This is a genomic window from Streptomyces sp. NPDC014870 (assembly GCF_043081505.1).
Taxonomy (GTDB): domain Bacteria; phylum Actinomycetota; class Actinomycetes; order Streptomycetales; family Streptomycetaceae; genus Streptomyces.
Genome location: NZ_JBIBWQ010000016.1, coordinates 35,802 through 58,451, shown reverse-complemented (window position 1 = coordinate 58,451; position 22,650 = coordinate 35,802). Strand labels below are relative to the sequence as shown.

Annotated in this window: 23 protein-coding genes; 10 read left to right on the top strand and 13 right to left on the bottom strand. The window is 71.3% G+C overall.

The annotated features are described in order from the left end of the window. Positions 1-93: 93 nt before the first annotated feature. A complete protein-coding gene (locus ACF09C_RS36180; protein ID WP_392097771.1) occupies positions 94-528 on the top strand; it encodes a hypothetical protein in 435 nt (144 codons plus the stop codon). On the opposite strand, the gene ACF09C_RS36175 is transcribed toward ACF09C_RS36180, so the two are convergent. Both ACF09C_RS36175 and ACF09C_RS36170 read right to left on the bottom strand, forming a co-directional pair. After that, on the bottom strand, positions 529-828 hold the full coding sequence (locus tag ACF09C_RS36175; protein ID WP_392097769.1) for a hypothetical protein: 300 nt from the start codon (positions 826-828) through the stop codon (positions 529-531). A gap of 23 nt (positions 829-851) precedes the next feature. After that, positions 852-1,148: a hypothetical protein gene (locus ACF09C_RS36170; RefSeq protein WP_392097768.1), complete on the bottom strand. Its 297-nt coding sequence runs from the start codon at positions 1,146-1,148 to the stop codon at positions 852-854. Positions 1,149-1,311: 163 nt separating this feature from the next. Here ACF09C_RS36170 and ACF09C_RS36165 point away from each other — a divergent pair, with 163 nt between their 5' ends. Then, positions 1,312-1,578, top strand: coding sequence for a GntR family transcriptional regulator (locus ACF09C_RS36165; protein ID WP_392097766.1), 267 nt, complete (start codon positions 1,312-1,314; stop codon positions 1,576-1,578). 437 nt (positions 1,579-2,015) lie between these two features. Here ACF09C_RS36165 and ACF09C_RS36160 read toward each other — a convergent pair whose 3' ends face one another. After that, positions 2,016-2,654, bottom strand: coding sequence for an SMI1/KNR4 family protein (locus tag ACF09C_RS36160; protein ID WP_392097764.1), 639 nt, complete (start codon positions 2,652-2,654; stop codon positions 2,016-2,018). 700 nt (positions 2,655-3,354) lie between these two features. Between ACF09C_RS36160 and ACF09C_RS36155 the strand changes: the two genes are divergently transcribed. From ACF09C_RS36155 to ACF09C_RS36140, 4 genes are all read left to right on the top strand, one after another. Next, positions 3,355-3,807 carry a nucleoside deaminase gene (locus ACF09C_RS36155; protein WP_392097762.1) on the top strand — a complete coding sequence of 151 codons (453 nt, stop codon included), beginning with the start codon at positions 3,355-3,357 and terminating at the stop codon, positions 3,805-3,807. Then, entirely contained in the window at positions 3,800-4,729 is a 930-nt protein-coding gene (locus tag ACF09C_RS36150) for an isopenicillin N synthase family dioxygenase (RefSeq protein WP_392097760.1), read from the top strand. The genes ACF09C_RS36155 and ACF09C_RS36150 overlap by 8 nt, the downstream gene beginning before the upstream one ends. A gap of 123 nt (positions 4,730-4,852) precedes the next feature. Then, positions 4,853-6,961 carry a hypothetical protein gene (locus tag ACF09C_RS36145; protein WP_392097759.1) on the top strand — a complete coding sequence of 703 codons (2,109 nt, stop codon included), beginning with the start codon at positions 4,853-4,855 and terminating at the stop codon, positions 6,959-6,961. Between the two features lie 4 nt (positions 6,962-6,965). Beyond that, complete coding sequence (locus ACF09C_RS36140) at positions 6,966-8,504, top strand: ABC transporter substrate-binding protein (protein ID WP_392097757.1); 1,539 nt, start codon at positions 6,966-6,968, stop codon at positions 8,502-8,504. A gap of 18 nt (positions 8,505-8,522) precedes the next feature. Here ACF09C_RS36140 and ACF09C_RS36135 read toward each other — a convergent pair whose 3' ends face one another. The 8 genes from ACF09C_RS36135 to hemL all read right to left on the bottom strand — a co-directional run bounded on the left by ACF09C_RS36135 (position 8,523) and on the right by hemL (position 16,955). After that, positions 8,523-9,050, bottom strand: a complete 528-nt coding sequence (locus tag ACF09C_RS36135) for an SRPBCC domain-containing protein (protein ID WP_392097755.1) — start codon at positions 9,048-9,050, stop codon at positions 8,523-8,525. 47 nt (positions 9,051-9,097) lie between these two features. Further along, complete coding sequence (gene ccsB / locus ACF09C_RS36130) at positions 9,098-10,183, bottom strand: c-type cytochrome biogenesis protein CcsB (RefSeq protein ID WP_392097930.1); 1,086 nt, start codon at positions 10,181-10,183, stop codon at positions 9,098-9,100. An 11-nt stretch (positions 10,184-10,194) separates the two neighbouring features. Next, entirely contained in the window at positions 10,195-11,943 is a 1,749-nt protein-coding gene (locus tag ACF09C_RS36125) for a cytochrome c biogenesis protein ResB (protein ID WP_392097753.1), read from the bottom strand. Between the two features lie 4 nt (positions 11,944-11,947). Beyond that, positions 11,948-12,685, bottom strand: coding sequence for a cytochrome c biogenesis protein CcdA (locus ACF09C_RS36120; RefSeq protein WP_362416468.1), 738 nt, complete (start codon positions 12,683-12,685; stop codon positions 11,948-11,950). Positions 12,686-12,689: 4 nt separating this feature from the next. Next, on the bottom strand, positions 12,690-13,295 hold the full coding sequence (locus ACF09C_RS36115) for a TlpA family protein disulfide reductase (RefSeq protein ID WP_392097752.1): 606 nt from the start codon (positions 13,293-13,295) through the stop codon (positions 12,690-12,692). A gap of 96 nt (positions 13,296-13,391) precedes the next feature. After that, positions 13,392-14,675 (bottom strand): hypothetical protein, encoded by a 1,284-nt coding sequence (locus ACF09C_RS36110; protein ID WP_392097750.1) that lies wholly within the window; start codon positions 14,673-14,675, stop codon positions 13,392-13,394. 286 nt (positions 14,676-14,961) lie between these two features. After that, positions 14,962-15,651 carry a histidine phosphatase family protein gene (locus tag ACF09C_RS36105; protein WP_392097748.1) on the bottom strand — a complete coding sequence of 230 codons (690 nt, stop codon included), beginning with the start codon at positions 15,649-15,651 and terminating at the stop codon, positions 14,962-14,964. Continuing rightward, a complete protein-coding gene (gene hemL / locus ACF09C_RS36100) occupies positions 15,648-16,955 on the bottom strand; it encodes a glutamate-1-semialdehyde 2,1-aminomutase (protein ID WP_392097746.1) in 1,308 nt (435 codons plus the stop codon). The genes ACF09C_RS36105 and hemL overlap by 4 nt, the downstream gene beginning before the upstream one ends. Positions 16,956-17,223: 268 nt before the next feature. On the opposite strand from hemL, the gene ACF09C_RS36095 reads away from it, so the two are divergent. Beyond that, a complete protein-coding gene (locus ACF09C_RS36095; protein ID WP_392097744.1) occupies positions 17,224-17,838 on the top strand; it encodes a hypothetical protein in 615 nt (204 codons plus the stop codon). Positions 17,839-17,840: 2 nt separating this feature from the next. On the opposite strand, the gene ACF09C_RS36090 is transcribed toward ACF09C_RS36095, so the two are convergent. Continuing rightward, a complete protein-coding gene (locus ACF09C_RS36090; protein WP_392097743.1) occupies positions 17,841-19,820 on the bottom strand; it encodes an APC family permease in 1,980 nt (659 codons plus the stop codon). Between the two features lie 79 nt (positions 19,821-19,899). Here ACF09C_RS36090 and ACF09C_RS36085 point away from each other — a divergent pair, with 79 nt between their 5' ends. Beyond that, positions 19,900-20,286 (top strand): MerR family transcriptional regulator, encoded by a 387-nt coding sequence (locus ACF09C_RS36085; RefSeq protein WP_392097929.1) that lies wholly within the window; start codon positions 19,900-19,902, stop codon positions 20,284-20,286. A gap of 105 nt (positions 20,287-20,391) precedes the next feature. Here the strand turns inward: ACF09C_RS36085 and ACF09C_RS36080 are convergent, their stop codons facing one another. After that, the gene (locus ACF09C_RS36080; RefSeq protein WP_392097741.1) at positions 20,392-21,276 is read right to left on the bottom strand and encodes an ABC transporter substrate-binding protein; all 885 of its coding nucleotides are present in this window, start codon (positions 21,274-21,276) and stop codon (positions 20,392-20,394) included. Positions 21,277-21,546: 270 nt separating this feature from the next. Between ACF09C_RS36080 and ACF09C_RS36075 the strand changes: the two genes are divergently transcribed. Together ACF09C_RS36075 and ACF09C_RS36070 are read left to right on the top strand one after the other, a co-directional pair. Further along, a complete protein-coding gene (locus tag ACF09C_RS36075; protein ID WP_392097739.1) occupies positions 21,547-21,792 on the top strand; it encodes a hypothetical protein in 246 nt (81 codons plus the stop codon). Next, a complete protein-coding gene (locus tag ACF09C_RS36070; protein WP_392097737.1) occupies positions 21,789-22,646 on the top strand; it encodes a DUF6597 domain-containing transcriptional factor in 858 nt (285 codons plus the stop codon). The genes ACF09C_RS36075 and ACF09C_RS36070 overlap by 4 nt, the downstream gene beginning before the upstream one ends. Positions 22,647-22,650: the final 4 nt, after the last annotated feature.

The following is a 22,650-nucleotide window of genomic DNA, read 5'->3' as shown; positions in this document are numbered from 1 at the left end:
CGGGCGAAGCCATTGTTCAGGACCACGCCCCCTCCCCGTTCACCCACGAGCCGCCTGATGCGTTCCTGCCATCACCACGCACTGGGGGACACCATGCGCATCCGCACCATCGCAGCGGGAGCCGGCCTCGGCGCCACGGCCCTTCTTACCGTCACCGCCTGCGTCGGCGGGCCGGAGAGGCGCATCGGAATCGAAGAGATCAAGGCCTCCGCCTCCGCGGCCGAGGCCGCCAGACAGGAAGTACTCAGGGACTCCGCCCGGCGCCCGGAAGCACCGACCGGCAACGCCCGCACCGAACTCCTGACCGCCCTACGCAAAGTCGCCCCCGAGACCGTCCGCTACGAGAACGAGGCCATCGAAGCCGCACGTGACCAGTGCCAATCCCTCAACCACGGGGCCTACAAGCCCGACTGGTTCGCCTCGCAGCACTTCACCTACAAGGACGTGACCACCACCGAAGCGCAGGGCAAGGCCATCAACCAGGCGTTGAAGGCTTCCGGCTTCTGCGTCATCGAACAGCCGAGCTGATCAAGCGCTCCGATCCGGATGACAGAAGCACCCGCAGACGAGATGGCGAACCCCTTGCGCGCCGCTGTCACGGAGCACCCCGTCCCGGCAGCCGTCGATGCAGCGCGGTGACCGGAACTCCGGCTCGGGCTCGACCACGAGGGCGCGGGTCAGCAGGGACACGCTCACCGCGTCGGCGATCTCCGGGGTCACCCACCAGGCATCCCCCGCGCGGTCGCGGTGCGGACCGTCGTGCCCCACGGCGAGGACGCAGACCGAGCCCGCGCAGACCGCCCGCATGACCTCCACTACGGCGACCACGGGCCGCCGCGCCCCGCAGCGGCTCAACGGACGCCCCCGGCGTGGATGTTCCGCCGGTCGGCGTCCACCCCGACGGTGGCCAGCCACAACACCTGGCGCCGCCTGCGCTGGACGTAGGGCCGCTCCAGTGGAGACCGAGCGCCGTCGAGGAGCAGCGCCTGCTCCTGGGCGTAGGGAGAGCGGCGGGTGCGGTGGCGCGGCGCGGCGAGCGGTGGTGGCGTCGGGCGGCGTCGAACCGCCGGACGCGGGCGGTGCCGGCCCGTGGGTGGCAGGGTCAGGACGAGCAGCCAGATCAGCAGGCGCGCGATAGGGTTCCGCACGTCATCAACTCCCTTAGCAGTTGGTGGCCATGCCCCGGGGCCGTTCCAGCGGCCGCCGGGGTTCTGCGTTCACGCCCACCGTAGTGCGTGATGCACTGTGATGCATCACGCTGTAGCTAGAGCCATCCCAACGTGTATTTGTACGACTATCTACTGTTGGACTATGAGCAGCCTTGATCCCAAGTCGGCACGGCCCCTGTACATGCAGCTGGCCGACGTGATCGCAGCGAAGATCGCCTCCGGGGAGTTCGCCCCCGACCGGATGATCCCCACGCCTGGGCGTCTCTCCGAGGAGTACGGCATCGCAGTGCTGACCGCCCGCCGCGCGATGCGGGAACTTCGTGAGCGCGGACTGATCGTCACCGTTCCCGGCAAGGGCTCTTACGTTCTGCCCACCGCCGGGCAGCAGGGCCCTCCGGCAGGGGCCTGAGGGTTCCGCCCCCACAGGCTTCCGCCCCTCCCGCACTCGCACTGAACGACCTCGCGAGCTTCTGGCGGGGCCGCCCTCGCAGACCGGGCATCGCTCCGCCCCCCGACCGGCCTGCGGCCCGGCGGGTGGGGGGCCGGGCATCGCTCCGGCGAGACGGACCCCTCGCCCCGGTGGGTGGGGGCTCGGTTCGCGGCCGAGGTGGGGGAGTCGGTGCCGGTCGGCTCGGGGTACGCGGCAGTGGGATGGGGTGGTGACGACACCGGCTCAGCGTCCGACGCCGCCTGGGCCGCCGGGCTTCATGCCCCGCCGGTCGCTCTGGTCGGTCGCCTTGCCCTAAGTGCAGCGAACTCCGCGCAGACCCCTGCGAGTAGTGGCTACTACGGGCACCTGCTAGCGAGTTCGGGGGCAAACGTGCAGACAGACGGCGAACCGGTAGCTCAGGCCGCTGCCCACGGCTCGGCACGCCAACCCGGCAATTCCTTGTCCAGCCACTCCTCGACGGTCCGCCGCCATGGGTCGGTGGGGTCACTGTCGACGGCATCTGCCCAGGTGTCCTCCGCGAGGTCCGGCTCGACCACCAGGCTGTCGAGGTACGCGTCGAAGTCGTCGGCGACTCTCGTGTAGACCCCCTCCGAGAGGTACCCGGGGTGAGGAATGCCGTGAACGAAGGCATGAATCCGGCCCTGGGTGGCCCGGTTCAGGTCCAGGAACAGAGTGTCGTTGCCGCCGTTGCGGGCGATCGGGAGAAGGCCGGCCGTCGAGACCCCACGAGCAAGCCACCCCTCGCGGCTTCGGCGGTACTCGCCCAGCAGGGTGCCCCAGCCGTATTCACCCTCGGCGTCACGACCGAGCCCGTAGAGATCGCCGAAGCTCTGGAACGGCTCCGGTTCGCAGGCCGACAACCGCACCGAGTACGGGAGACTCTCCCCACCCGCCGCTTCCAGGAAGGAGCGGTACGAGGATGGCAGCGGCAGGCCGATCTCCCGTTCCAACGCTTCAACCTCGTCGGCTCCGTACGGTCTGAACGGCCCCACGACCAAGCGGCCTCTATACCAGCGCGACAGTTCCTCGGACACGGCCGGAGTTTCGCACCCGGCGGGAAGACCGCAGAAGACCGGGGCCACCTCCCAGTTCGCCGTCTGACTGCACGTTTGCCCCCGAAGTCACCAGCAGGTGCCCGGTTTGCCCGGTAGCAGCCATTGCTCACATGGTCTGCGCGGGGTTCGCTGCACTTAGGGCACGGCGACCTCCCGCGTACTCCCCTCCTGCCCGACCAGAGCGACCGGCGGGGCATGAAGCCCGGCGGCCCAGTCGGCGTCCGCCGCCGAGCCGGTGCCGCCACCGCCCCATCCCACTGCCGCGCCCCACACCCAACCCGCACCGACTCCCCCACCCCCACAACAAACCAAGCCCCCACCCACCGGCCGTAATCCGCACCCCGACCGGAGCGATACCCGGCCCCCCACCCCACCGGGCCGCACCCCGCCCCACCGCCCAAGGCACTCCCCGTCCTCCCCCGTGGCCACGCCCCCCCGGCCGCCCCCCGAGTAGAAACCGGCGACCGGAGGTGGTGGGTCAAGGGTGTAATCGGCGCAGCCGACGCGACCGCAGGGAGCGCCCTTGACGCACCGCCGGAGGTCGCCACACTCAAGACGAGGGCGGCCGGCGCCAGAGGCTCGCGAAGACCCCTGGCCACGAAAGGCAAGGAAGCCCCGCCCCGCCCCCCTCACCCGATCCGCGCGTGAGGCGAGAGCCCGTCCGGGGAAGGGTTCCCCCGTGGACCAGGAACAGGCACACCAGTGGCTCGCCACCGCCCTCGACGAGGCGCGGGCCGGACGGGCCGAAGGCGGGATCCCCATCGGCGCCGCCCTCTACGGTGCCGACGGGACGCTGCTCGGGCGGGGGCGGAATCGGCGCGTGCAGGACGGGGACCCGTCGCTGCACGCGGAGACCGCCGCCTTCCGGGCCGCCGGGCGGCAGCGGTCGTACCGGGGGACCACGATGGTGACGACCCTCTCGCCCTGCTGGTACTGCTCCGGGCTCGTCCGGCAGTTCGGGATCTCGCGGGTCGTCGTCGGGGAGGCGGAGACCTTCCACGGCGGCCACGACTGGCTGGCCGAACACGGGGTGGAGATCATCCAGCTCAACGATCCCGAATGCGTCGCGCTCATGCGGGAGTTCGTCGCCCACCACCCCGCTCTCTGGAACGAGGACATCGGTCATGAGTGACTTGAGTGAACAGCCCCCCACCGCCGCCCTCCCCACCATCGACCTCTCCCGCGACCCCGCCCCCCAGCTCCCCGCCGTCGACCGTGCCCTGCGCGAGGCCGGGTTCCTGCTCGTCGCCGGGCACGGGGTCGACCCGGGGCTGCGGGCCGAGATCCGGGACGTCGCCCGGCGGTTCTTCCACCTCCCGGCCGCCGCCAAGGAGCCGTACGCCGTGCGCGTCGGCGGGCGCGGGTGGCTCGGGCCCGGCGCGGAGGCGAACGGGTACGCGGAGGGCACCGCGACCCCGCCCGACCTCAAGGAGTCGCTCTCCTTCGCGGCCGACGAACCGACCGGCGACCTCGCCGTGGACGCCGAGTGGTTCCTGCCGAACACCTGGCCCGCCGAGGTGCCCGAGCTGAAGCCGCTCGTCCAGTCCTACCTCACACAGATGCAGGTCCTCTCCGACCACGTCCTCGACCTCCTCGGCGAGGCCCTCGGCGAGGAGCGGGACTTCTTCACCCGGCACACCGGACACCCCACCTTCGGCTTCAACATCAACTGGTACCCGGGGCGCGAGCGGACCGGCGAGCCCGAGCCGGGGCAGTTCCGGATCGGGCCGCACACCGACTTCGGCACGGTCACGATCCTGGACCGGCAGGCCGGCAAGGGCGGGCTCCAGGTGCACACCGACGCGGCCGGCTGGCAGGACGCGCCGTACGACCCCGACGCCTTCACCGTCAACATCGGTGACCTGATGGCGGGTTGGACCGGGACCCGCTGGCGCTCCGGCCGCCATCGCGTGCTGCCGCCGCCCGCCGACGCGCCCGCCGAGGAGCTGATCTCGCTCGTCTACTTCTACGAGTGCGACCCCGGCACGACCATCCACGGCATCGAGTCCCACGCCTACCTCCGGGGGCAACTCGACGCGATTGCCACGGACTGAACCCTTCCGCGCAACAGGCGCACAACAGACCCACAACAGAGTCGAATGGACAGCCGTCATTCCAACACCCTCTGCATATCCTTGAGTTGAGGGTGAACGGTGGCGTGACGGGGGTGGCGGCACGTGGACAGGGAGCTGTACGGGCGGGAGGCGGTCTTCCAGGACGCCGGGCTCGCCCCACGACTGATCGGGATGACGCCGTACCGCTACGCCCGCACCCCGTACGAGCACGACGACGACCCACCCGTCACCGTCTTCACCGGCGGTCGCGGCATGGGCAAGACCGCCCTCCTGAAGCAGGTCCGCAACGCCTACAAGGCCGCCACTCCGCTCGCCCTGCTCGACTGCGCGCACATCGAACCGCCGGCCGACCACGGCCCCGGCTGGAACCCGCTCACCGGCGCCCTCGCCGAGCTCGCCGTGCAGCTGTCGCCGCGCGTGCTCGCCGCCAAGCCCGTGCAGTTCCCCCGGCTCTCGCTCGGGCTCGTCGCCGTCGCCTCCATCGGCTGGTCCCAGGAGGACGACGAGCGGGCCCGGCGCGACCTGCAGCGGCTCGGCCCCGTCCTGTCCACCGTCGACGCGACCAAGGGCGCCGCCGCGAACTGGGTCACCAAGGTCCTCACCAAGTTCGCCGCCAAGTTCGCCGAGGCCACCGCCCCCATGGCCGGCCTGCTCGCCGAGGCCACCGTCGAGACGGTCCTGGAGGAGGTGTTCGGCCGCTTCCAGCAGAAGGCCGAGGGGTGGTACGGGAGTTACCGCAACGCCGGCGGCCGCGGCAAGGCCGGGCTCCAGCAGCTCGCCATGGACTTCGAGCAGGGCGGCGGCCGCCGCCGCGAGGCCGAGGACTTCCTCGTCGGCGCCCTCGTCGAGGACCTGGCCCGCGCGTTCACCGGCCTCGCCAACCGGGGCGCCCGCCGGGGCAGACCCGTCGTCCTCCTCGACAACGCCCACGAGCCGCTCGGCCGGCGCCTGGTCGAACCGATCCTGCGGGCCCGCGCCGACGGCCGCCGCGACCGGGTCGTCGTCATCGCCGCCTCCCGCGTCCGCGACCACGACTCCCTCCGGCACGCGACCCGGCTGCGGCTGCCGGAGACCGCGCACCGCGCGCCCTGCCCGCGCGGCCCGGACGTCACCTCCGGCATCCTCGCCGTCGAACTGTCCCCGCTGTCGCCGGCCCAGACCCGCAGCGCCTTCGACCGCTTCGACCCGGCCGGCCGCACCCCCGCCGAACTGGCCCGCGCCGTCCACCGGCTGACCGGCGGCAGGCCGCTCGGCGTCGTCCTCCTCGGTCGCGCGGCCGGTGAGGCACCGGCCGACCGGAAGCCCACGCTCACCCCCGGCGCGCTCCTCGACCTCACGGTCGAACTGCGCGAGGACAGCGCCCCCGTGCCCGTCGCGCCCACCCTCCTCGCACAGCTCCTGCCGGGTCTGCGCCTGGGCCCGTACTCCGTGCTCGCCGCCGCCCACGACGAGGACTCGGCCCGGCTGCTCGCCCGGACCCGGCTGCGCGGCGAGTCCCTCGACGGCGACATGGCCCTGCGCGTACGGGACCAGTTGCGCGCCGAGGACTGGCCAGAGGGCCGCGAGCGCTTCGTCGCCGACCCGCTGCTGCGCGCGCTGCTCCTGCACCGGCTGCGGTTCGAGGACGGCGAGGAGTACGCGACCTGGCGGGCCGTCCACGAGACCCTGCACCGGCACTACGCCCCCGGGCCCGTCCCGTACCGGCTGCACCAGGAGCTGGCGCTCGGCCGCACCGACGACGCGGTGACCCATCTGCGCCTCACGTTCCCCGAGCCGGACGTCCTCGGCTGGCTCGACCGGCTCCGCTTCATCGCCTCGGCGCCGTACCCGCGCGAGAGACACCACCCCGAGCGCCCCGATCCGCGGCACGAAGCCCGCCACGACCCGCACCCCGATCCGCGCCGCGATCCCCGCCGCGCCATCGCGCTCGGCCAGGTCACCGGCGAACCGCTGCCGGCCACCTTCGACGACGACACCGTCGAACTCCACCTCTCTCTGCGGCGGTTGCTGCACGCCGTCTGGCTGCTCACCGATCCGCTCGCGCTGCCCGACGAGGCGGTGACCGACAAGCTGGCGCACGAGCTGCGCCAGCTCTCCGGCCGCCACCGGACGGGGAACAGTCCGCTCTGGGACGCGGCCACCCACTGGCCGAGGGACATCCGCGCCTGGCGGGCGCTCTCGCTCCCGCCCGGGGCGGAGAACGGAGTCTGAGGCCATGGTCAGCCCCCTGCGCGCCCGTTTCTGGTACACCGCCCGGCAGAAGATCCTCACCGGCGCCGTCGCCGTGGCCCTCCTCGCCGGCGTGAGCTGGTACGCGGTGGACCGCGCGACGACCCCGGAGGACCGTTCCTGCGCCGCGGGCGTGGCACGGCCGACCGGCAGCGCCGAGTGCGTGGGCGTCAACGGCGACGGCTACGACTTCGGGGTCCCGTCGCTGACCGAGATCGCCGGGCTGATCCGGACCGAGAACGGCTCCCTGAAGCCGGGCGAGTACGCGACGGTCGCCCTGCTGCTGCCGCTGACCTCCACCGACCCCGGCATGCGGGACAAGATGCTGTACGAGGTCACGGGCGCGTACGCCCGTCAGTACCGGGCCAACCACGAGTCGAACAGCGAGACCCCGAAGATCCGGCTCGTCCTCGCCAACACCGGCAAGGGCAACGCCCATTGGCGGACGACGGTCGAGCAGCTGAAGGGGATGACGGGCGGCGAGGACCGGCTGCGGGCGGTCTCCGGCGTCGCCACCTCCTCCACCGAGATACGGCAGGCGGTGGCGGCCCTGACCGGCGCGGGCATCGCCGTCGTCGGCACCACCATCACCGCCGACGACATCGCCAACGGCCCCGGCGCCGGGAAGAACCGTTACCCCGGCCTCGCCAGGGTCTCCCCCACCAACGGCGACGAGGCGAAGGCGCTCGCCCACTTCGGGAGGGTCGAGGGGGCCAAGGCGCTGCTCGTCCAGGACACCCGGACCGGCGACCACTACACGGACACCCTCAAGGCGGCGTTCTCCGCCTCCCTCAAGGGCGCGCCGTACGAGCCGCAGCTCTTCACCTCCCCGCCGGACCCCACGGAGGAGGGCACGACCGCGAACACCTTCCGCCAGATCACGCACCTCATCTGCGACACGCAGGCGGAGACGGTGTTCTTCGCGGGCCGCCACACCCAGCTGCGCCAGTTCATCAACGCGCTCGGCGCGCGGGGCTGCGCCGAGCGGCCGTTCACGATCCTGACCGGCGACGAGGGCTCGTACCTGGGCGCGGACACCAAGCTCAACCGGTCCGCGCTGCGGGCGAAGCTGACCGTGCGCTACGCCTCGCTGGCCCACCCGGACGCCTGGAAGCCGGCGACCGGCCGCCCGGTCCCGGCGACGGGCGGTTCGACGGCCGCCTACGAGACGTTCGTCGCGGACATCGCCCGCGCGTCGAAGAAGCCGCTGCCGCTCGCGGACGGCCAGGCGATCGTGGCGTACGACGCGATGGCGACGGCGGTCCACGCGATCCGCCAGGCGACCCCGCGGGGTGCCCAGTACCCGGAGCTCGCGGACGTGGTCACGCAGTGGCCCCAGGTGAAGGGCTCGCTTCGGGTGGACGGGGCGAGCGGCTGGATCTGCCTGGACAACTACGGCAACCCGTTCAACAAGGCGGTCCCGATCGTGGAGCTGGCCGAGGACGGCAGCCAGCGGTTCGTCCAGATCGCGTGGCCGGAGCGCACCGCGCCGAAGGCGGAGTGCCTGCCGCCGCGGCGGGGGTGAGTCACCCGTACCGGCGGTTCACGGCTCCCACTTCGGCCAGGGCGCCTCGTCCCGTTCGTACAGGTCCCGCAGGTGCTGCCAGCGCTCGGCGGTCCAGTCCCGCCAGTCCGTCGGGTGGCCGTCGAGGGCGCGGGCGAGCCGTTCGAAGTGGTCGTGCCACCCGGCCATGACGTCCAGCTTCTCGTCCCGTCCCGCCCGGAACTCGTTGGTGAAACGCAGCACGGTCGAGTCGCCGCCGCCGGAGGGTTCCAGATGGAACCTGATCCGGCCGTGCGTCGGCTCGACCGTGTACTCGGCCACGTACTCCGGGTCCCAGGCCGTGACCGTGCCCGAGACCACCGTGTCCCCGTTCAGCCAGCGCAGCGTGACCGCTCCGCCGAGCCTCGGCTCCAGCGGATCGGCCGCGCAGAGCCACTGCGGCAGGCCCTCCGGGCTGGCGACCGCCGCCCAGACCCGCGCGAGCGGGTGGGGCAGATCGATCACGTACCGCAGGTGACGCAGGTTGCCGTCGTGGGTCTCGCACCTGCCCCGAGGAATCTCGCTCATGCCTCAAGCGTCACGCCGGTACGGGCACCGTGCCAGCTCAGAGCGGGTCAGACGCCCGCGTACGAGTGCTTGCTGCTCACGAAGATGTTCACGCCGTAGTAGTTGAAGAGGAAGCAACCGAAGGCGATGAGCGCGATGTACGCGGCCTTGCGGCCCTTCCAGCCGGCCGTGGCGCGCGCGTGCAGGTACGCCGCGTAGCCGACCCAGGTGATGAAGGACCAGACCTCCTTGGCGTCCCAGCCCCAGTACCGGCCCCACGCGTCGCCGGCCCAGATCGCGCCCGCGATGATCGTGAAGGTCCAGAGCGGGAAGATCGCCGCGTTGACCCGGTACGAGAACTTGTCCAGAGAGGCCGCGGACGGCAGCCGCTCCAGGACGGAGCGGGCGAACGAGCCCGGGTTGCCGCCGGTGGCGAGCTTGTTCTCGTACGAGTCGCGGAAGAGGTACAGGAGCGTGGCGACCGCACCCAGGTAGAAGACGGCGCCGCAGAAGATCGCGGTGGAGACGTGGATCCACAGCCAGTACGAGTCGAGCGCCGGGACCAGCTGGTCGCTGTCGGTGTACAGCCAGGTGGTGGCCAGGCCGAGGTCGAGCAGGACGGTCGTCACCAGCGGCAGACCGATCCAGCGGACGTTCTTCTTCGCGACGAGGAAGCCGAGGTACGCGCCGACCGCCACGGTGGAGAACGTGGTGGAGAACTCGTACATGTTGCCCCAGGGGGCGCGCTGCACCGCGAGGGCGCGGGAGACCACGCCGGCGGCCTCGATGAGGAACGCGAGCGCGGTGAGCGAGACGGCGATACGGCCGTACAGGTCGCCCTTGACCGTGCCGCCGGCCGCGCCGGGGCCGTCGGGCACGTCGCGGACGCCCGCGCCGGAGCGGGTGACGACCTGCGGCTTGTCGAGGACGGCGGTGGATCCGCCGGCCGTCCTCACCTGGACGGCGGGGGCGGCTGCGGTCGCCTTCGCCTGCGGGGTGAGCGCGGCGGCCGTCCGGCCGACCTTGCTGCGGCTGCCGAGCACCCACTCGGCGATGTGCGCGAGGAAGGCCAGGGTGTAGACGGCCATCGAGGCGTAGATGAGCTCGTTGCTCAGCTGCGCCAGGCTCTCGTTGGTCTCGGCGGCGAGACTCACGGCGGCGAGATTCACTTCTCAGCCCCTTCGGCTTCGGCTTCGGCTTCCGCTTCGGCAGGTTCTGCGGTGTCCGCCGGTTCGGCGTCCGCCCGTTCGGCTTCCGGCGCGGTCGGCGCCTGTGCGTGGAGCGCGGCCGCGAGTTCGGCCAGCTCCTCCGGGAGCTTGGCGGACTCGCTCCGGCCAAGGCCCGCCATCTCGACGACGGTCACGCCGTCCTTCCCCTGTACGGCCCGCACCCAGACGCGGCGGCGCTGGATGAAGAGCGAGCCGGTGAGGCCCGCGATGGCCGCGATCGCGCCGGTGAGGGCGAGACCGTTGCCCGGCTGCTGGGAGATCTGGAAGCTCGCCCACTCCTTGATGTCCTTCTCGAAGGTGATCGAGCCGGCGCCGTCGGGCAGCTTCATCGTCTCGCCGGGCAGCATCCGCTGCGCGACGCCGGTCCCGCCCTCGACCGAGAACTGCTTCATCTTGGAGGTGTCGAGCTGGTACACGTTCTGCGGCAGCCCCGAGTTGACGCGCAGGTCACCGTGGTAGCCGGTGAGCGCCATGACGGGGAAGTCGAGCGCCGGGAACTGGGAGAACATGTCGCCCTTGCCGGCACCGGCGAACGTGGGCACGAAGAAGGCGTTGAAGCCCAGCTGCTCCTTCTTGCCGTTCTTGTCGTGGTAGCCGTCCATCACCTTGATCGCGCCGGTGGAGGTGATGTTGTTGTCGAACGGCAGCAGCGGGACGGCGCCGTGGAAGACGACCTTGCCCCGGCCGTCCTTGACGGTGACGACGGGCGCGTACCCGTGGGCGATCAGGTAGACCTTGGAGCCGCCGACCTGCAGCGGTTCGTTGACCCGGATGACGGCCTTCTTGTCCTTGCCGGCCGCCTCGGAGTAGGTGACGGCGGCCTCGAAGGTGCGCGGGGTGCCGCGCTGCGGGCCGCTCTTCTCGTACGTGCCGGTGAAGCTGTCCAGCTGGAAGCTGAACGGGGCGAGGTCGTCGGCGCTGTAGAGCGAGCCGGACTTGAAGTCGTCGTACTGGGTGAGGGTGTTGGAGAACCCGTCGCCCTCGACGATCAGCTTGCCGCCCTCGGACTTGAAGAGCTGGCCCCAGGCGAAGGCGATCAGCATCACGATCAGCGCGAGGTGGAAGAGCAGGTTGCCGGCCTCGCGGAGGTAGCCCTTCTCGGCGGCGACGGCGTTCTTGACGGTGTGCGCGCGGAACCGGCGGCCCTTGAGGAGGGTGAGCGCGGCCTCGCGGACCTGCTCGGGCTCGGCCTCGGTCCGCCAGGTCGTGTACGCGGGAAGCCGGGTGAGGCGGCCGGGGGCGCCGGGCGGGCGGCCGCGGAGCTGGCCGATGAACTGCCAGCTGCGCGGGACGATGCAGCCGATGAGGGAGACAAAGAGCAGGATGTAGATCGCGGAGAACCACACCGAGCTGTAGACGTCGAAGAGCTGGAGCTTCTCGTAGATCGGCGTGAGCGTGGGGTGGGCCTCCTGGAAGGTCCGCACCTTCAGCTCGTCCGCGGGGGTCTGCGGGATGAGGGAGCCGGGGATCGCGCCGAGGGAGAGCAGGAAGAGCAGGATCAGCGCGACCCGCATGGAGGTGAGCTGCCGCCAGAACCAGCGGATCCAGCCGATGACCCCGAGGGTGGGGCCGGCGACGGCGGTCTCCTCCCGCGGGGCGGTGGAGAGCTGGGAGCCCGCGGCGGCCAGGTCGTCGCGCGCTGCGGTCTCGTTGGGGCTGGTCTCGTTCGGGCTGGTGTGGGTCATTGGGTCAGATCCCCGGGGTGAAGCCGGCAGTCCAGACCTGCATCTCGGACACGATGCGATCCCAGGCTCCGGTGACGAGCAGCAGGCCGGTCGCGATCAGCATGATGCCGCCGATGCGCATGACCCAGACATAATGCCGCTTCACCCAGCCGAAGGCGCCAAGGGCCCTGCGGAAGGCGATCGCGGTGAGGATGAACGGCAGTCCGAGGCCCAGGCAGTAGGCCACGGTGAGGACGGCTCCGCGTCCGGCGCTGGCCTCGTTGGAGGCGAGGGCGAGCACGGCGGCGAGGGTCGGGCCGATGCAGGGCACCCAGCCGACGCCGAACAGCACGCCCAGCATGGGCGCGCCGAGGAGTCCGGTCACGGGCCGCTTGTGGAAGCGGAACTCGCGGCGGGTGATCGAGGGCATCGCGCCCATGAAGAACAGGCCGAGCAGGATGGTGAGGGCTCCGAGGACCTTGGAGATGATCTCCCGGTGTTCCTGCAGGGTGTTGCCGAAGCCGCCGAAGAGGGCGCCGCCGGAGACGAACACGGCGGTGAAGCCGAGGACGAACAGCGCGGCGCCGCCCGCCATGCGGCCGCGCTTGGCCTCGGCCAGGTCGGTGCCGGTGACGCCGGTCACGTAGCTGAGGTAGCCGGGGACGAGCGGCAGGACGCACGGGGAGAAGAAGGAGACCAGGCCGCCGAGGACGGCGATGGGCAGGGCGAGCAGGAGTGCCCCGCTGAAGACCGTCTCGTTCACCGGATCACTTCTCCGCGAGAAGCGGCTCGATCATCGAGCGGAGCTTCTTCTCGTCGAGAGCCATCAGGGCGCGGGCGGCGATCTTGCCGTCCTTGTCGAGGACGACGGTGGACGGGATGGCCTGGAGGTTGAGCGTGCCCTTGGGGAATCCGTTGAGGATCAGCTTCCCGGCCGGGTCGTACAGGCTCGGGTAGGGGACGTCGTAGCCCTCTTCGAAGGTGAGCGCCTGCTGCTTGTTGAAGTCGCGGGTGTTCAGGCCGACGAATTCCACGCCCTTGGCCTTGAGGTCGCCGGCGACCTTGGCGAAGTGCGGGGCTTCGGCGCGGCAGGGGCCGCACCAGGATCCCCAGGCGTTGAGGACGACGACCTTGCCCTTGAGGTCGGCGATGTCGAGCTGCTCGCCTTCGAGGGTCTCGCCGGCGATCTTGTTGGGGGCCGTGCGCTCGCCCTTGGCGACGGTGGAGATACCGCCCGTGTTGGTCACGAAGTTGGTTCCGCCGCCGCCTCCCGACTTGCCGTTGGAGTCCGAACCGCAGGCCGACAGAGCGAGGGCGGCCGACAGGAATCCGACGGCGAGCAGGGTGCGTCGAGGGGCACGGCTAAGGCTCATGTGAAAAGTTTCGCATGGGCGTTTGGGGGATCTTGGGCGCCCCCCTGGGTGCCCGTAAAGCCCCTTGTCAAGGGGGCTTAAGGGACGTACGCCGCTTTATGCCGCGGGCGGCGCGGAGGAGGTCGCGGGCGGTGCCGCGGGCTTCAGGAAGGCGTTCCAGCCGCCGGCGGGCGCCTGGCCGACCTCGAGCGTACGGAGCTTGGCGAGGATCTGGGGGTCCTGCACGTCCAGCCAGTCGACGAACTGGCGGAAGGAGACGAGCCGCACGTCCTTCTTGCCGGCCATGCCCTTCAGCGCGTCCTCGACGGCGTCCATGTAGATGCCGCCGTTCCACTGCTCGAAGTGGTTGCCGATGTAGAAGGGCGCGCGGTTGGACTCGTAGGCCCGGTTGAACCCGGCGAGGTAGGCCTCGGTGGCCTGCTTGCGCCAGCCCGGGTAGCGCGAGGGCACGCCCTTGGTGGTGTTCTTCGACTGGTTGGCGAGGATGTTGTAGTCCATCGAGAGGACCTCGAAGGAGTGCCCGGGGAACGGCACGGCCTGCAGCGGGAGGTCCCAGATGCCCTGCCGCTTGTCCGGCCACATCTGGCGGCCGCCGGGCGAGCTGGCGTCGTAGCGCCAGCCGAGGCGCTTGGCGGTGGGCAGCAGCTTGTCCTGGCCGAGCAGGCAGGGGGTGCGGCCGCCGACGAGTTCCTTGCTGTAGTCGAAGGGCAGCGGGTCGAGGTCGGTCCAGCCGCTGTTGGTCTTCCACTCGGTGACGAACTTCATCGCCTGGTCGATCTCGCTCTGCCACTGGGCCGGGGTCCAGTTGCCGACCGAGCCGGAGCCGCCGCAGAAGTGGCCGTTGAAGTGCGTGCCGATCTCGTGCCCGTCGAGCCAGGCCTGGCGGACGTTCTTGAGGGTGTCCTTGATGTGGTCGTCGGTGAGGTAGCCGATGTCGGAGGCGCCGACGCGGTTGTTCGGGGGGCGGTAGAGGTCCTTCTTGGACTCCGGGAGGAGGTAGATCCCGGAGAGGAAGAAGGTCATCGCCGCGTCGTGGTTCTTGGCGAGTTCCAGGAAGCGCGGGAAGAGCCCGTTGCCGACCTCGCCGGCACCGTCCCAGGAGAAGATCACGAACTGGGGCGGGGTCTGGCCGGGTTCGAGCGGGACGGGGGCGTCGGGCTGGTTCGGCTGCTTTCCGGTGTCGGCGGTGGAACCGTCGCCGATGAGTTTCGCCTCTGGACCGGTGGGCCGGGCGCTCGGCGACCCCGAGGCGTCCCCACCCTTACCAGGTCCGGAAGTTCCGGTCTTGTCCGGTCCGTCGCCGCCGCACCCGGCGATCCCGAGCGCAGCCGCCGCACCAACACCCGCCCCGATGAGGCCCCTTCGAGTGATCCCGCGCATGACGTCCCCATTCGCGTGTACGTATGACCTGTTGGTCATCCAAACCGACAATGAGTGAGATGACGGGAGGAACACGTAGGTTCCGGGAATTAGCACAAAAATTTCAGGGCGACCAGATGACTTTCTGTCATCCGATCGCCCTGAGGGTGTACCCAGATGTGCGGGACTCGAACAAAGTGCGCACGGGCAGGGCCCGCTGAGGGCGCGGGGAACTGCGCGACAGGCCACGACGGACCGGCACCCGCGCACCGACCCTGGTAGCTCCTACCGCTCTCCCCGCGGAGCGCTACGCGCCGAAGGCCTTCGACTTCCCCTTCACCGGCTTCGCGCCGGCCAGCAGGTGCGCCGGGACCAGGTCACGCGCCGGCTCGCTGTAGCCGACCGAGACGATCTTGTCGCCCCGGTACGTGAACGAGGTCAGCGAGGCCAGCGTGCACTGGCGGCGCCGCGGGTCGTGCCACAGCCGCCGCTTCTCCACGAAGCTCCGCACGATCCAGATCGGCAGCTGGTGGCTGACGCAGACCGCCTCGTGCCCGCGCGCCGCGTCCTTCGCCGCGTCGAGGGCGCCCATCATCCGCACGACCTGCTCGACGTACGGCTCGCCCCAGGACGGCCTGAACGGGTTGGTGAGGTGCTTCCAGTTGCCCGGCTTGCGCAGCGCCCCGTCGCCGACCCCGAAGGTCTTGCCCTCGAAGACGTTCCCGGCCTCGATCAGCCGCCCGTCCGTGGCCAGGTCCAGGCCGTGGCCCTTGGCGACCGGCTGGGCCGTCTCCTGCGCCCGCTCCAGCGGCGAGGCCACCACGTACGTGATGTCCCGCTCGGCCAGGTGCTCGGCGACCCGGTCGGCCATCTGCCGGCCGAGGTCGGAGAGGTGGTAGCCGGCGCGGCGGCCGTAGAGGACGCCGTCGGGGTTGTGGACCTCGCCGTGGCGCATCAGGTGGACGACGGTGATGTCGTCGTCGCTCTTCACGCTCATGCGGTGGCCTCCGCGGCGGCGCGCGCGGCGGCGGGCAGCGCGGCGGCGATCCGCTCGATCGCCCGCTCGTCGTGGGCCGACGACACGAACCAGGACTCGAAGGCGGACGGCGGCAGGTAGACCCCGTCGGCCAGCATCGAGTGGAAGAAGGCGTTGAAGCGGAACGCCTCCTGCTTCTTCGCGTCCTCGTAGTTGCGCACCTCACCGGCCGTGAAGAACACGGAGAACATGTTGGAGGCGGTCTGCAGCCGGTGCGCGACACCCTCCTTGGCGAGCGCGTCGGTGACGAGACCCTGGATCTCCGTCGAGACCGCGTCGACCCTGTCGTACGCGGCCTGGTCGAGCAGCCGCAGCTGCGCGAGACCGGCGGCGGTGGCGACCGGGTTACCGGAGAGGGTGCCCGCCTGGTAGACCGGTCCCGCCGGGGCGAGGTGCCCCATCACGTCGGCGCGGCCGCCGAAGGCCGCGGCCGGGAAGCCACCGCCCATGACCTTGCCGAAGGTCATCAGGTCGGGCTTCACCCCGTCGACGCCGTACCAGCCGGCGCGCGAGGTCCGGAAGCCGGTCATGACCTCGTCGGAGATGTACAGGGCGCCGTTCTTCGCACAGGCGTCCTTCAGGCCCTGGTTGAAGCCCGGCTGCGGCGGGACGACGCCCATGTTGCCCGGCGAGGCCTCGGTGATGACACAGGCGATCTCGCCCGGGTACTTGTGGAAGGCCTCGTGCACGGCCTCCAGGTCGTTGTACGGCAGGACGATCGTGTCGCCGGCCTGCGCGCCGGTCACGCCGGGCGTGTCGGGCAGCCCGAAGGTGGCCACACCGGAGCCGGCCGCGGCGAGCAGCGCGTCCACGTGACCGTGGTAGCAGCCGGCGAACTTCACGACCTTCGCCCGGCCCGTGAAGCCCCGGGCGAGCCGGATCGCGGACATCGTGGCCTCCGTACCGGAGGAAACCAGCCGAACCTGCTCGACGGGCTCGATCCGGGAGACGATCTCCTCGGCGAGGGCGACCTCACCCTCTCCCGGCGTACCGAAAGAGGTGCCGCGGGCCACCGCGGCCTGCACGGCGGCGGTCACCTCGGGGTGGGAGTGTCCGAGAATCATCGGCCCCCACGAGCAGACGAGGTCGACATACTCCCGGCCGTCCGCGTCGGTGAGGTACGGGCCGGTACCGGACACCATGAACCGGGGCGTTCCGCCCACGGCCCGGAAGGCGCGCACCGGTGAGTTCACGCCGCCGGGCGTCACGAGGGACGCGCGGTCGAAAAGCGTCTGTGAGACTGGGGCTTCGTATGAATACGGCACTGTGGTCCTGACCTGCGAGTACGGCTGCGAGTACGGAGGGAGGGTGTGAGCAACCCGTGGAATGCCCCGCGCATTACGCCCGGGCGTAGCTCCTCCGCGTCTGCGAAACTGGGGCGACATAGGGATGGCTCACGGAATCCATGGTGTCAGAGGGCCGGACGTTCTTGCGGACAGGTGTTTCACCGCGAGAGCGTGGGGGAGGTCACTGTCACGATGATCGGGTTGCACGGCGGGGACCGTGTTGCCCAAAAAGCAGTCGGGTGGAGATATGCATCGCGGTGGCGGACTGGGCGAGGGGACGGACGATCTGGGTCCTGAGCCTGCCCGGCGGGGGAGGCACCGGCGACGGCGTACGGAAGAACCCACGCAGTCCACAGGGTCCACGGGCGGACCGGCGGGATCGTCGGGATCGACGGAGCCCACGACGGGAAGCGGGAGTGGCCGGTTGGGGGTGACGTACAAGTACTTCGGTGCGCCCGACGGTGCCACGGCGGCCCGCGTCCCGATTTCGATGCGCCCCGAGGAGCTGGGCGGCGACGAACTCGGCATGGGCGGCATGTTCAGCAAGATCAAGCCCGAGACGATAGCCGCGATGGTCCTCACGGGCATCCAGGGCATGCCCCTGCACAAGGTGCCCCCGCTGGAACTGGTCGTCCTCCACCCCGACTACGCCGTGGTGAAGCTGCCCATGACCGTGGTCGACCCGCTGCGCGGCATCGGCGAGGAATCGGTGGGCGCGGCGGCCTTCATCTGGTCCACGGTCCCCGACCGCGGCGGCCCGCGCGACGCCTTCAACGTCTACCAGCTGCTCCACGAGTGGCAGGACTTCTCGCACCGCCTGCACGAGGCGGGCCACCAGCCGTACTGCCTGGTCTGGCCGTAGTCCTAGCTGTTCCGGCCGTTCTCCTCGTCGCGCGCCGCCGCGGCGGCCCTGGCCCGCTCGGCGGCCAGCTCGCGGGCGGAGGCGAGCCGGTAGGGGACGTCGATGACGACGACGTTCTTCATGAAGAGCAGCCGGGCCTTGAGGCGCAGGGCGCTCTGGTTGTGCAGCGGCTGCTCCCACCAGTGGCCGACGACGTACTCGGGGATGATCACCGACACCACCGAATCCTCTGTCCGCTCGGGCGCGTCGCGGATGTGCCGCAGGACCGGCTGGACCACGGAGCGGTACGGAGAGCTGAGCACCCGCAGGGGTACGTCGATGCCGTGGGCGTCCCAGGAGGCGCGCAGGACCTCGGCCTCGGCGGGGTCCTCGGCGACGGTGACCGCGGTCAGTGAGGCGGGGCGCAGGGTCTTGGCGTAGGACAGGGCCCGCAGGCTCGGCGCGTTGACGGAGGCCACGAGGACCATCACGTGGTTCTCGGAGAGCGGCTGGGGGCGGGCGCCCGACGGGACGGCGACCTCGGCGGCGACGGCCTCGTAGTGCCGGCGCACGCCCTTCATCCCGGCGAAGAGCACGGGCATGGCGACGACGACGATCCAGGCGCCGTGCGTGAACTTGGTGATCAGCACGATCACGAGGACGACGGCCGTGAGGCAGGCGCCGAAGGCGTTGATGGAGAGACGGCGCAGGATGTGGACCCGGTCCGCCGCGCCCGCCGGCGTGGCGAGTTCTCGCCGCCAGTGCTTGACCATGCCCGCCTGGGACAGGGTGAAAGAGACGAAGACGCCGATGATGTAGAGCTGGATGAGCCGGGTGAGGTTGGCGTCGAAGGCGACGATCAGGGCGATGGCGGCGAGGGAGAGCAGCAGCACGCCGTTGGAGTAGACGAGCCGGTCGCCGCGGTGGAAGAGCTGACGGGGCGCGTAGCGGTCGCGGCCGAGGACGGAGGCGAGCATGGGGAAGCCGTTGAAGGCGGTGTTGGCCGCCATGATCAGGACGGCGGCGGTGACGGCCTGGAGCAGATAGAAGAGGAAGTGCCAGCTGCCGAAGGTGGCGCGGCCGATCTGGGCGAGCGCGGTCGGCATGGCGGTGCCGGGGGCGAGCCCGAGCTCGGTCGGGTCCTCGGCGACGTGCACCTCGTAGATCATGGCGAGCGTGGTGATGCCGAAGAACATGGTCACGGCGAAGCCGCCCATGATCGCGAGGGTGGTGGCCGCGTTGCGGCTCTTGGGCTTCTCGAAGGCCGGTACGCCGTTGCTGATCGCCTCGACACCGGTCAGGGCCGTACAGCCGGAGGCGAAGGCCCGCATGGCGAGGAGCACGAGCGCGAGGCCCGTGTACGTGGACTCCGCCTCGACGGGCAGGTCGGCGGATTCGGCGCGGATGGTCGACCCGGTCGCCATGCGGACGGCCGCGACGGCGAACATCAGGTAGATAGTGGCGATGAAGGCGTACGTGGGGATGGCGAAGTAGCGCCCGGACTCACGGACACCGCGGAGGTTGAGCCAGGCCAGGATCGCCACGAAGGCGACGGACAGGCCGACGGCGTATCCGTCGAGCGCGGGCACGGCGGAGGTGATGGCCGCGACGCCGGAGACGATGGAGACGGCGACGGTCATCACGTAGTCGATGAGCAGGGCGCTGGCGGCGGTGAGCGCGGCGGTCTGGCCGAGGTTCTCGGCGGAGACGACATAGGCCCCGCCGCCGCCCGGGTAGGCATAGCAGGTCTGTCGGTACGACGCGACGACGACCAGCAGCAGGATCACGATCGCGACCGCCGCGTACCAGGCCAGATGGAGCACCGCGAGCCCGCCGAGGGCGAGGATCAGCAGGATCTCCTCCGTGGCGTACGCGACGGAGGAGAGCGGGTCGCTGCAGAAGATCGGCAGGGCGAGCCGCTTGGGCAGCAGTGTCTCGCCGAGCCGGCCGCTGTCCAAAGGCCGTCCCACGAGCAGGCGTTTCGCCGCACTTCCAGCTCTCATAAGTGCTGAAGTTAGGACAAATGACTTCTGGGTGCGCGGAAGCCGCGCGGGAAGGACGGGTGCCGTGAGCAGACTGCGCATGGCCGGTGAACCCATGCAGATCGGCGAGGTCGCCGCACGGACGGAGCTGTCCCTGCGGACCATCCGCCAGTACGAGGACAGCGGCCTCGTGGTCCCCTCCGCCTCGTCCCAGGGCGGCTTCCCGCTCTACACGGACGCGGACGTCGACCGCCTGATGGTGATCCGCCGCATGAAGCCCCTGGGCTTCACGATCGACGAGACCCGCGACCTCATGACGGCGGTCGACCGCCTCACCGACCCCACCCTCACCGAAGCCGAACGCGCCACCCTCCTCGCCCGCATCCGCCGCTACGAACAGGCGGCGAGCGAACGCGTCGCGGAACTCCGCGCCCAACTGGCGAGAGCGGAGGAATTCGCGGGCTCCCTGCGGGCGAGGCTGGGGTAGGGGGCGGGGCGGTCCCGCCCGGTTCGGCCCGGTCCTGCCCGGCCGGTTCGGTTCGGTCCTACGTGGTTCGGTTCGGTCCCGCGTGGTTCGGTTCGGTCCGGGGTCCTACGCCCGCAGGGCCTCCGCGAACTCCAGGAAGAACGCGGCGTACGCCACCGCGCTCGGCGGCGTCTCCGGGTTCCAGGGCGCCACCCGCGCACCCGCCGCCGACCCCGACTCCGCCGCCGACCCCGCCGCCGTACCGGTCGGCACGACGGCGTTCGCGCGGCTGTCGTACAGCACGAGCCCCGGCGCCAACGCGGCCACCCGCTCCCAGTCCGCCGTCAGCCAGTTCGCCCCGGGCCCGGGCCCGGGATCCAGCAACCGGACGCCCAGCTCGGCAAGGCGTGCCAGCTCGGGCCACGCCTGCGGCCGAGCGAGGTGCACCTGGTCGGGACCGGCCCCGGACAGCGCGAGCACGCTGACGTCCACCACTGCGGCCACGTCCCGCAGGACCGCCTCCGCGGAGGCCAGGGACTCGGCGGCCTCGGCGACCCCGGCCGCCGGAGCCCCGCTGCCGCTCCCGCCCAACGCCACGGCCAACTCCCCGAACCGCCCGATGATCGCCCCGAGCGTCAGCTCGTTGCCCACCGAGAGCGCCACCACCGGCACCCCCACCCGCTCCGCGACCCCCTCGTCCACCGCGTACGCGCTCTTCCCGTCGTACGTGACGTCGACGATCAGGTCCGGACGCGGGCCCTCCAGCCGCGCCTCGTCCAAGGCCCGCCCCGCCCCCAGATACGGCACACCGGCCGCTTCCAGCCGACCCGCCTTGACCGGGTCGAGGACGTCGCCGTCGTGCCCGGAGCCGTACACCGCGACCGGCGTCACCCCCAGGTCCAGCAGGGCCGCCCCCGCCCGTACATATGCCGCCACCCTCACCGGCGCCCGTACGGCCTCCACCGCCGTGCCCCTGTCGTCGGTGAACCCCCACGCCCTCGTCTCCGACATGCGGCTGCTCCCTCCCCGGCCGGAAACCTGCCTGACCCCCTTCCCGCCTCCTCGGGGCGCTACACCGGCCCGCCGCAAGAGGGCCCCCGACCCACCCGGTACCGGCCAGGACCTAGGGCCCGGACCCAGGGCCCGGCCCCCCTGCCGAAAGTCCCCGGAATGGTGTTGACTGAACAGGTCGGGAGGAAGCAGTAGGAATCGTCAGCGCCGTGCGCGCGCGCCGTCTGCCAGGGCGCGTCACCGCAGGGCCCTCGCTCCCCGGAGTCAGCCATGTCGTCCTTGCCCGGCCAGTTCTCGGACCCCCGCGTGATCACGCTCTTCGGGCTCCTCACCGTGTCCACGGCCGTGTGGGTGGCAATGAGCCTGCGCGCCCATGCCCGCAGGGCCCGGGCCGCCGCACCCCTGGAGCGGGTCTGGCACCCCCAGGAGACCGTGTCCCTGACCCCCGCCGAAGAGGACGCCTTCGGCCAGGTCGTCTCCCGCCTCACGCTGAGCTCGGCGGGCCGGCTGCGGTGAGTCCCGGCCCGCGCCGCGACACCCGGGGCATCGTCGACGCGGCCGAACTCCTCACCCGCGTCCGCTTCCGCCGCCACGACCCGGCGCCGGAGCTGCGCCCGTACCTGGAGCACTACTGGTTCATCGACTGGCAGCTCACCGAGCCGTACGCCACGCATGTCGTCCCGCACCCCTCCGTGAACATCGTCTTCCAGCGGTACCGGGACGGGGACACAGCCGGTGAGGACGTCGCGGAGGTCTCCGGGATCGGTCTCGAACTGTTCACGAAGAAACTCACCGGCGTCGGCCGGGTCTGCGGCGTGCAGTTCCTGCCGGGCGGCTTCCGGCCCTTCGCCCCCGGCCGGCCCGTGTCGCACTGGACCGGCCTGCGCGTCCCGCTCGACGAGGTGTTCGCCGACGCCGGCCCCGCCTCCGTGGCGGCCGTACTCGACCCGGAAGGCGACCACGCGCGCGTGGCGGCCCTCGACGCCTTCCTCCTCGCCCATGGCCCCGCACCCGATCCGCAGGCCGCGCTGGCGACGGAGCTGGTGCGGCAGGCCCGTACGGACCGGTCGATCCGCCGCGTGTCCCAACTGGGCCGCGCGGCGGGCCTCTCCAGCCGGTCGCTCCAGCGGCTCTTCGCCAACCACGTGGGCGTGGGCCCGAAATGGGTCATCCTGCGCTACCGCATCCACGAGGCCCTGGAGCGCGCCGAGGCGGCCGGGCCCGAGGGATCCCCGGACTGGGCCGCGCTCGCCGCCGAGCTGGGCTACAGCGATCAGGCCCATCTCGTAAGGGACTTCACGGCCACGGTCGGGGTGCCGCCCACCGCGTACGCCCGGCAGCCGTCGGGCGGTCAGGTGTCAGACCCCTGACCTA

Excerpts from the sequence above, each read along its gene's own strand:
- ACF09C_RS36180 (WP_392097771.1), top strand. The coding sequence starts at position 94 with ATGCGCATCCGCACCATCGCAGCGGGAGCCGGCCTCGGCGCCACGGCC.
- ACF09C_RS36105 (WP_392097748.1), bottom strand. The coding sequence starts at position 15,651 with ATGAGCGTGAAGAGCGACGACGACATCACCGTCGTCCACCTGATGCGC.
- ACF09C_RS36135 (WP_392097755.1), bottom strand. The coding sequence starts at position 9,050 with ATGAGCGAGATTCCTCGGGGCAGGTGCGAGACCCACGACGGCAACCTG.
- ACF09C_RS36125 (WP_392097753.1), bottom strand. The coding sequence starts at position 11,943 with ATGACCCACACCAGCCCGAACGAGACCAGCCCCAACGAGACCGCAGCG.
- ACF09C_RS36080 (WP_392097741.1), bottom strand. The coding sequence starts at position 21,276 with ATGTCGGAGACGAGGGCGTGGGGGTTCACCGACGACAGGGGCACGGCG.
- ACF09C_RS36165 (WP_392097766.1), top strand. The coding sequence starts at position 1,312 with ATGAGCAGCCTTGATCCCAAGTCGGCACGGCCCCTGTACATGCAGCTG.
- ACF09C_RS36075 (WP_392097739.1), top strand. The coding sequence starts at position 21,547 with ATGTCGTCCTTGCCCGGCCAGTTCTCGGACCCCCGCGTGATCACGCTC.
- ACF09C_RS36115 (WP_392097752.1), bottom strand. The coding sequence starts at position 13,295 with ATGAGCCTTAGCCGTGCCCCTCGACGCACCCTGCTCGCCGTCGGATTC.
- ACF09C_RS36085 (WP_392097929.1), top strand. The coding sequence starts at position 19,900 with ATGGCCGGTGAACCCATGCAGATCGGCGAGGTCGCCGCACGGACGGAG.
- ACF09C_RS36140 (WP_392097757.1), top strand. The coding sequence starts at position 6,966 with ATGGTCAGCCCCCTGCGCGCCCGTTTCTGGTACACCGCCCGGCAGAAG.
- ACF09C_RS36150 (WP_392097760.1), top strand. The coding sequence starts at position 3,800 with ATGAGTGACTTGAGTGAACAGCCCCCCACCGCCGCCCTCCCCACCATC.
- ACF09C_RS36095 (WP_392097744.1), top strand. The coding sequence starts at position 17,224 with ATGCATCGCGGTGGCGGACTGGGCGAGGGGACGGACGATCTGGGTCCT.
- ACF09C_RS36090 (WP_392097743.1), bottom strand. The coding sequence starts at position 19,820 with ATGAGAGCTGGAAGTGCGGCGAAACGCCTGCTCGTGGGACGGCCTTTG.
- ACF09C_RS36110 (WP_392097750.1), bottom strand. The coding sequence starts at position 14,675 with ATGCGCGGGATCACTCGAAGGGGCCTCATCGGGGCGGGTGTTGGTGCG.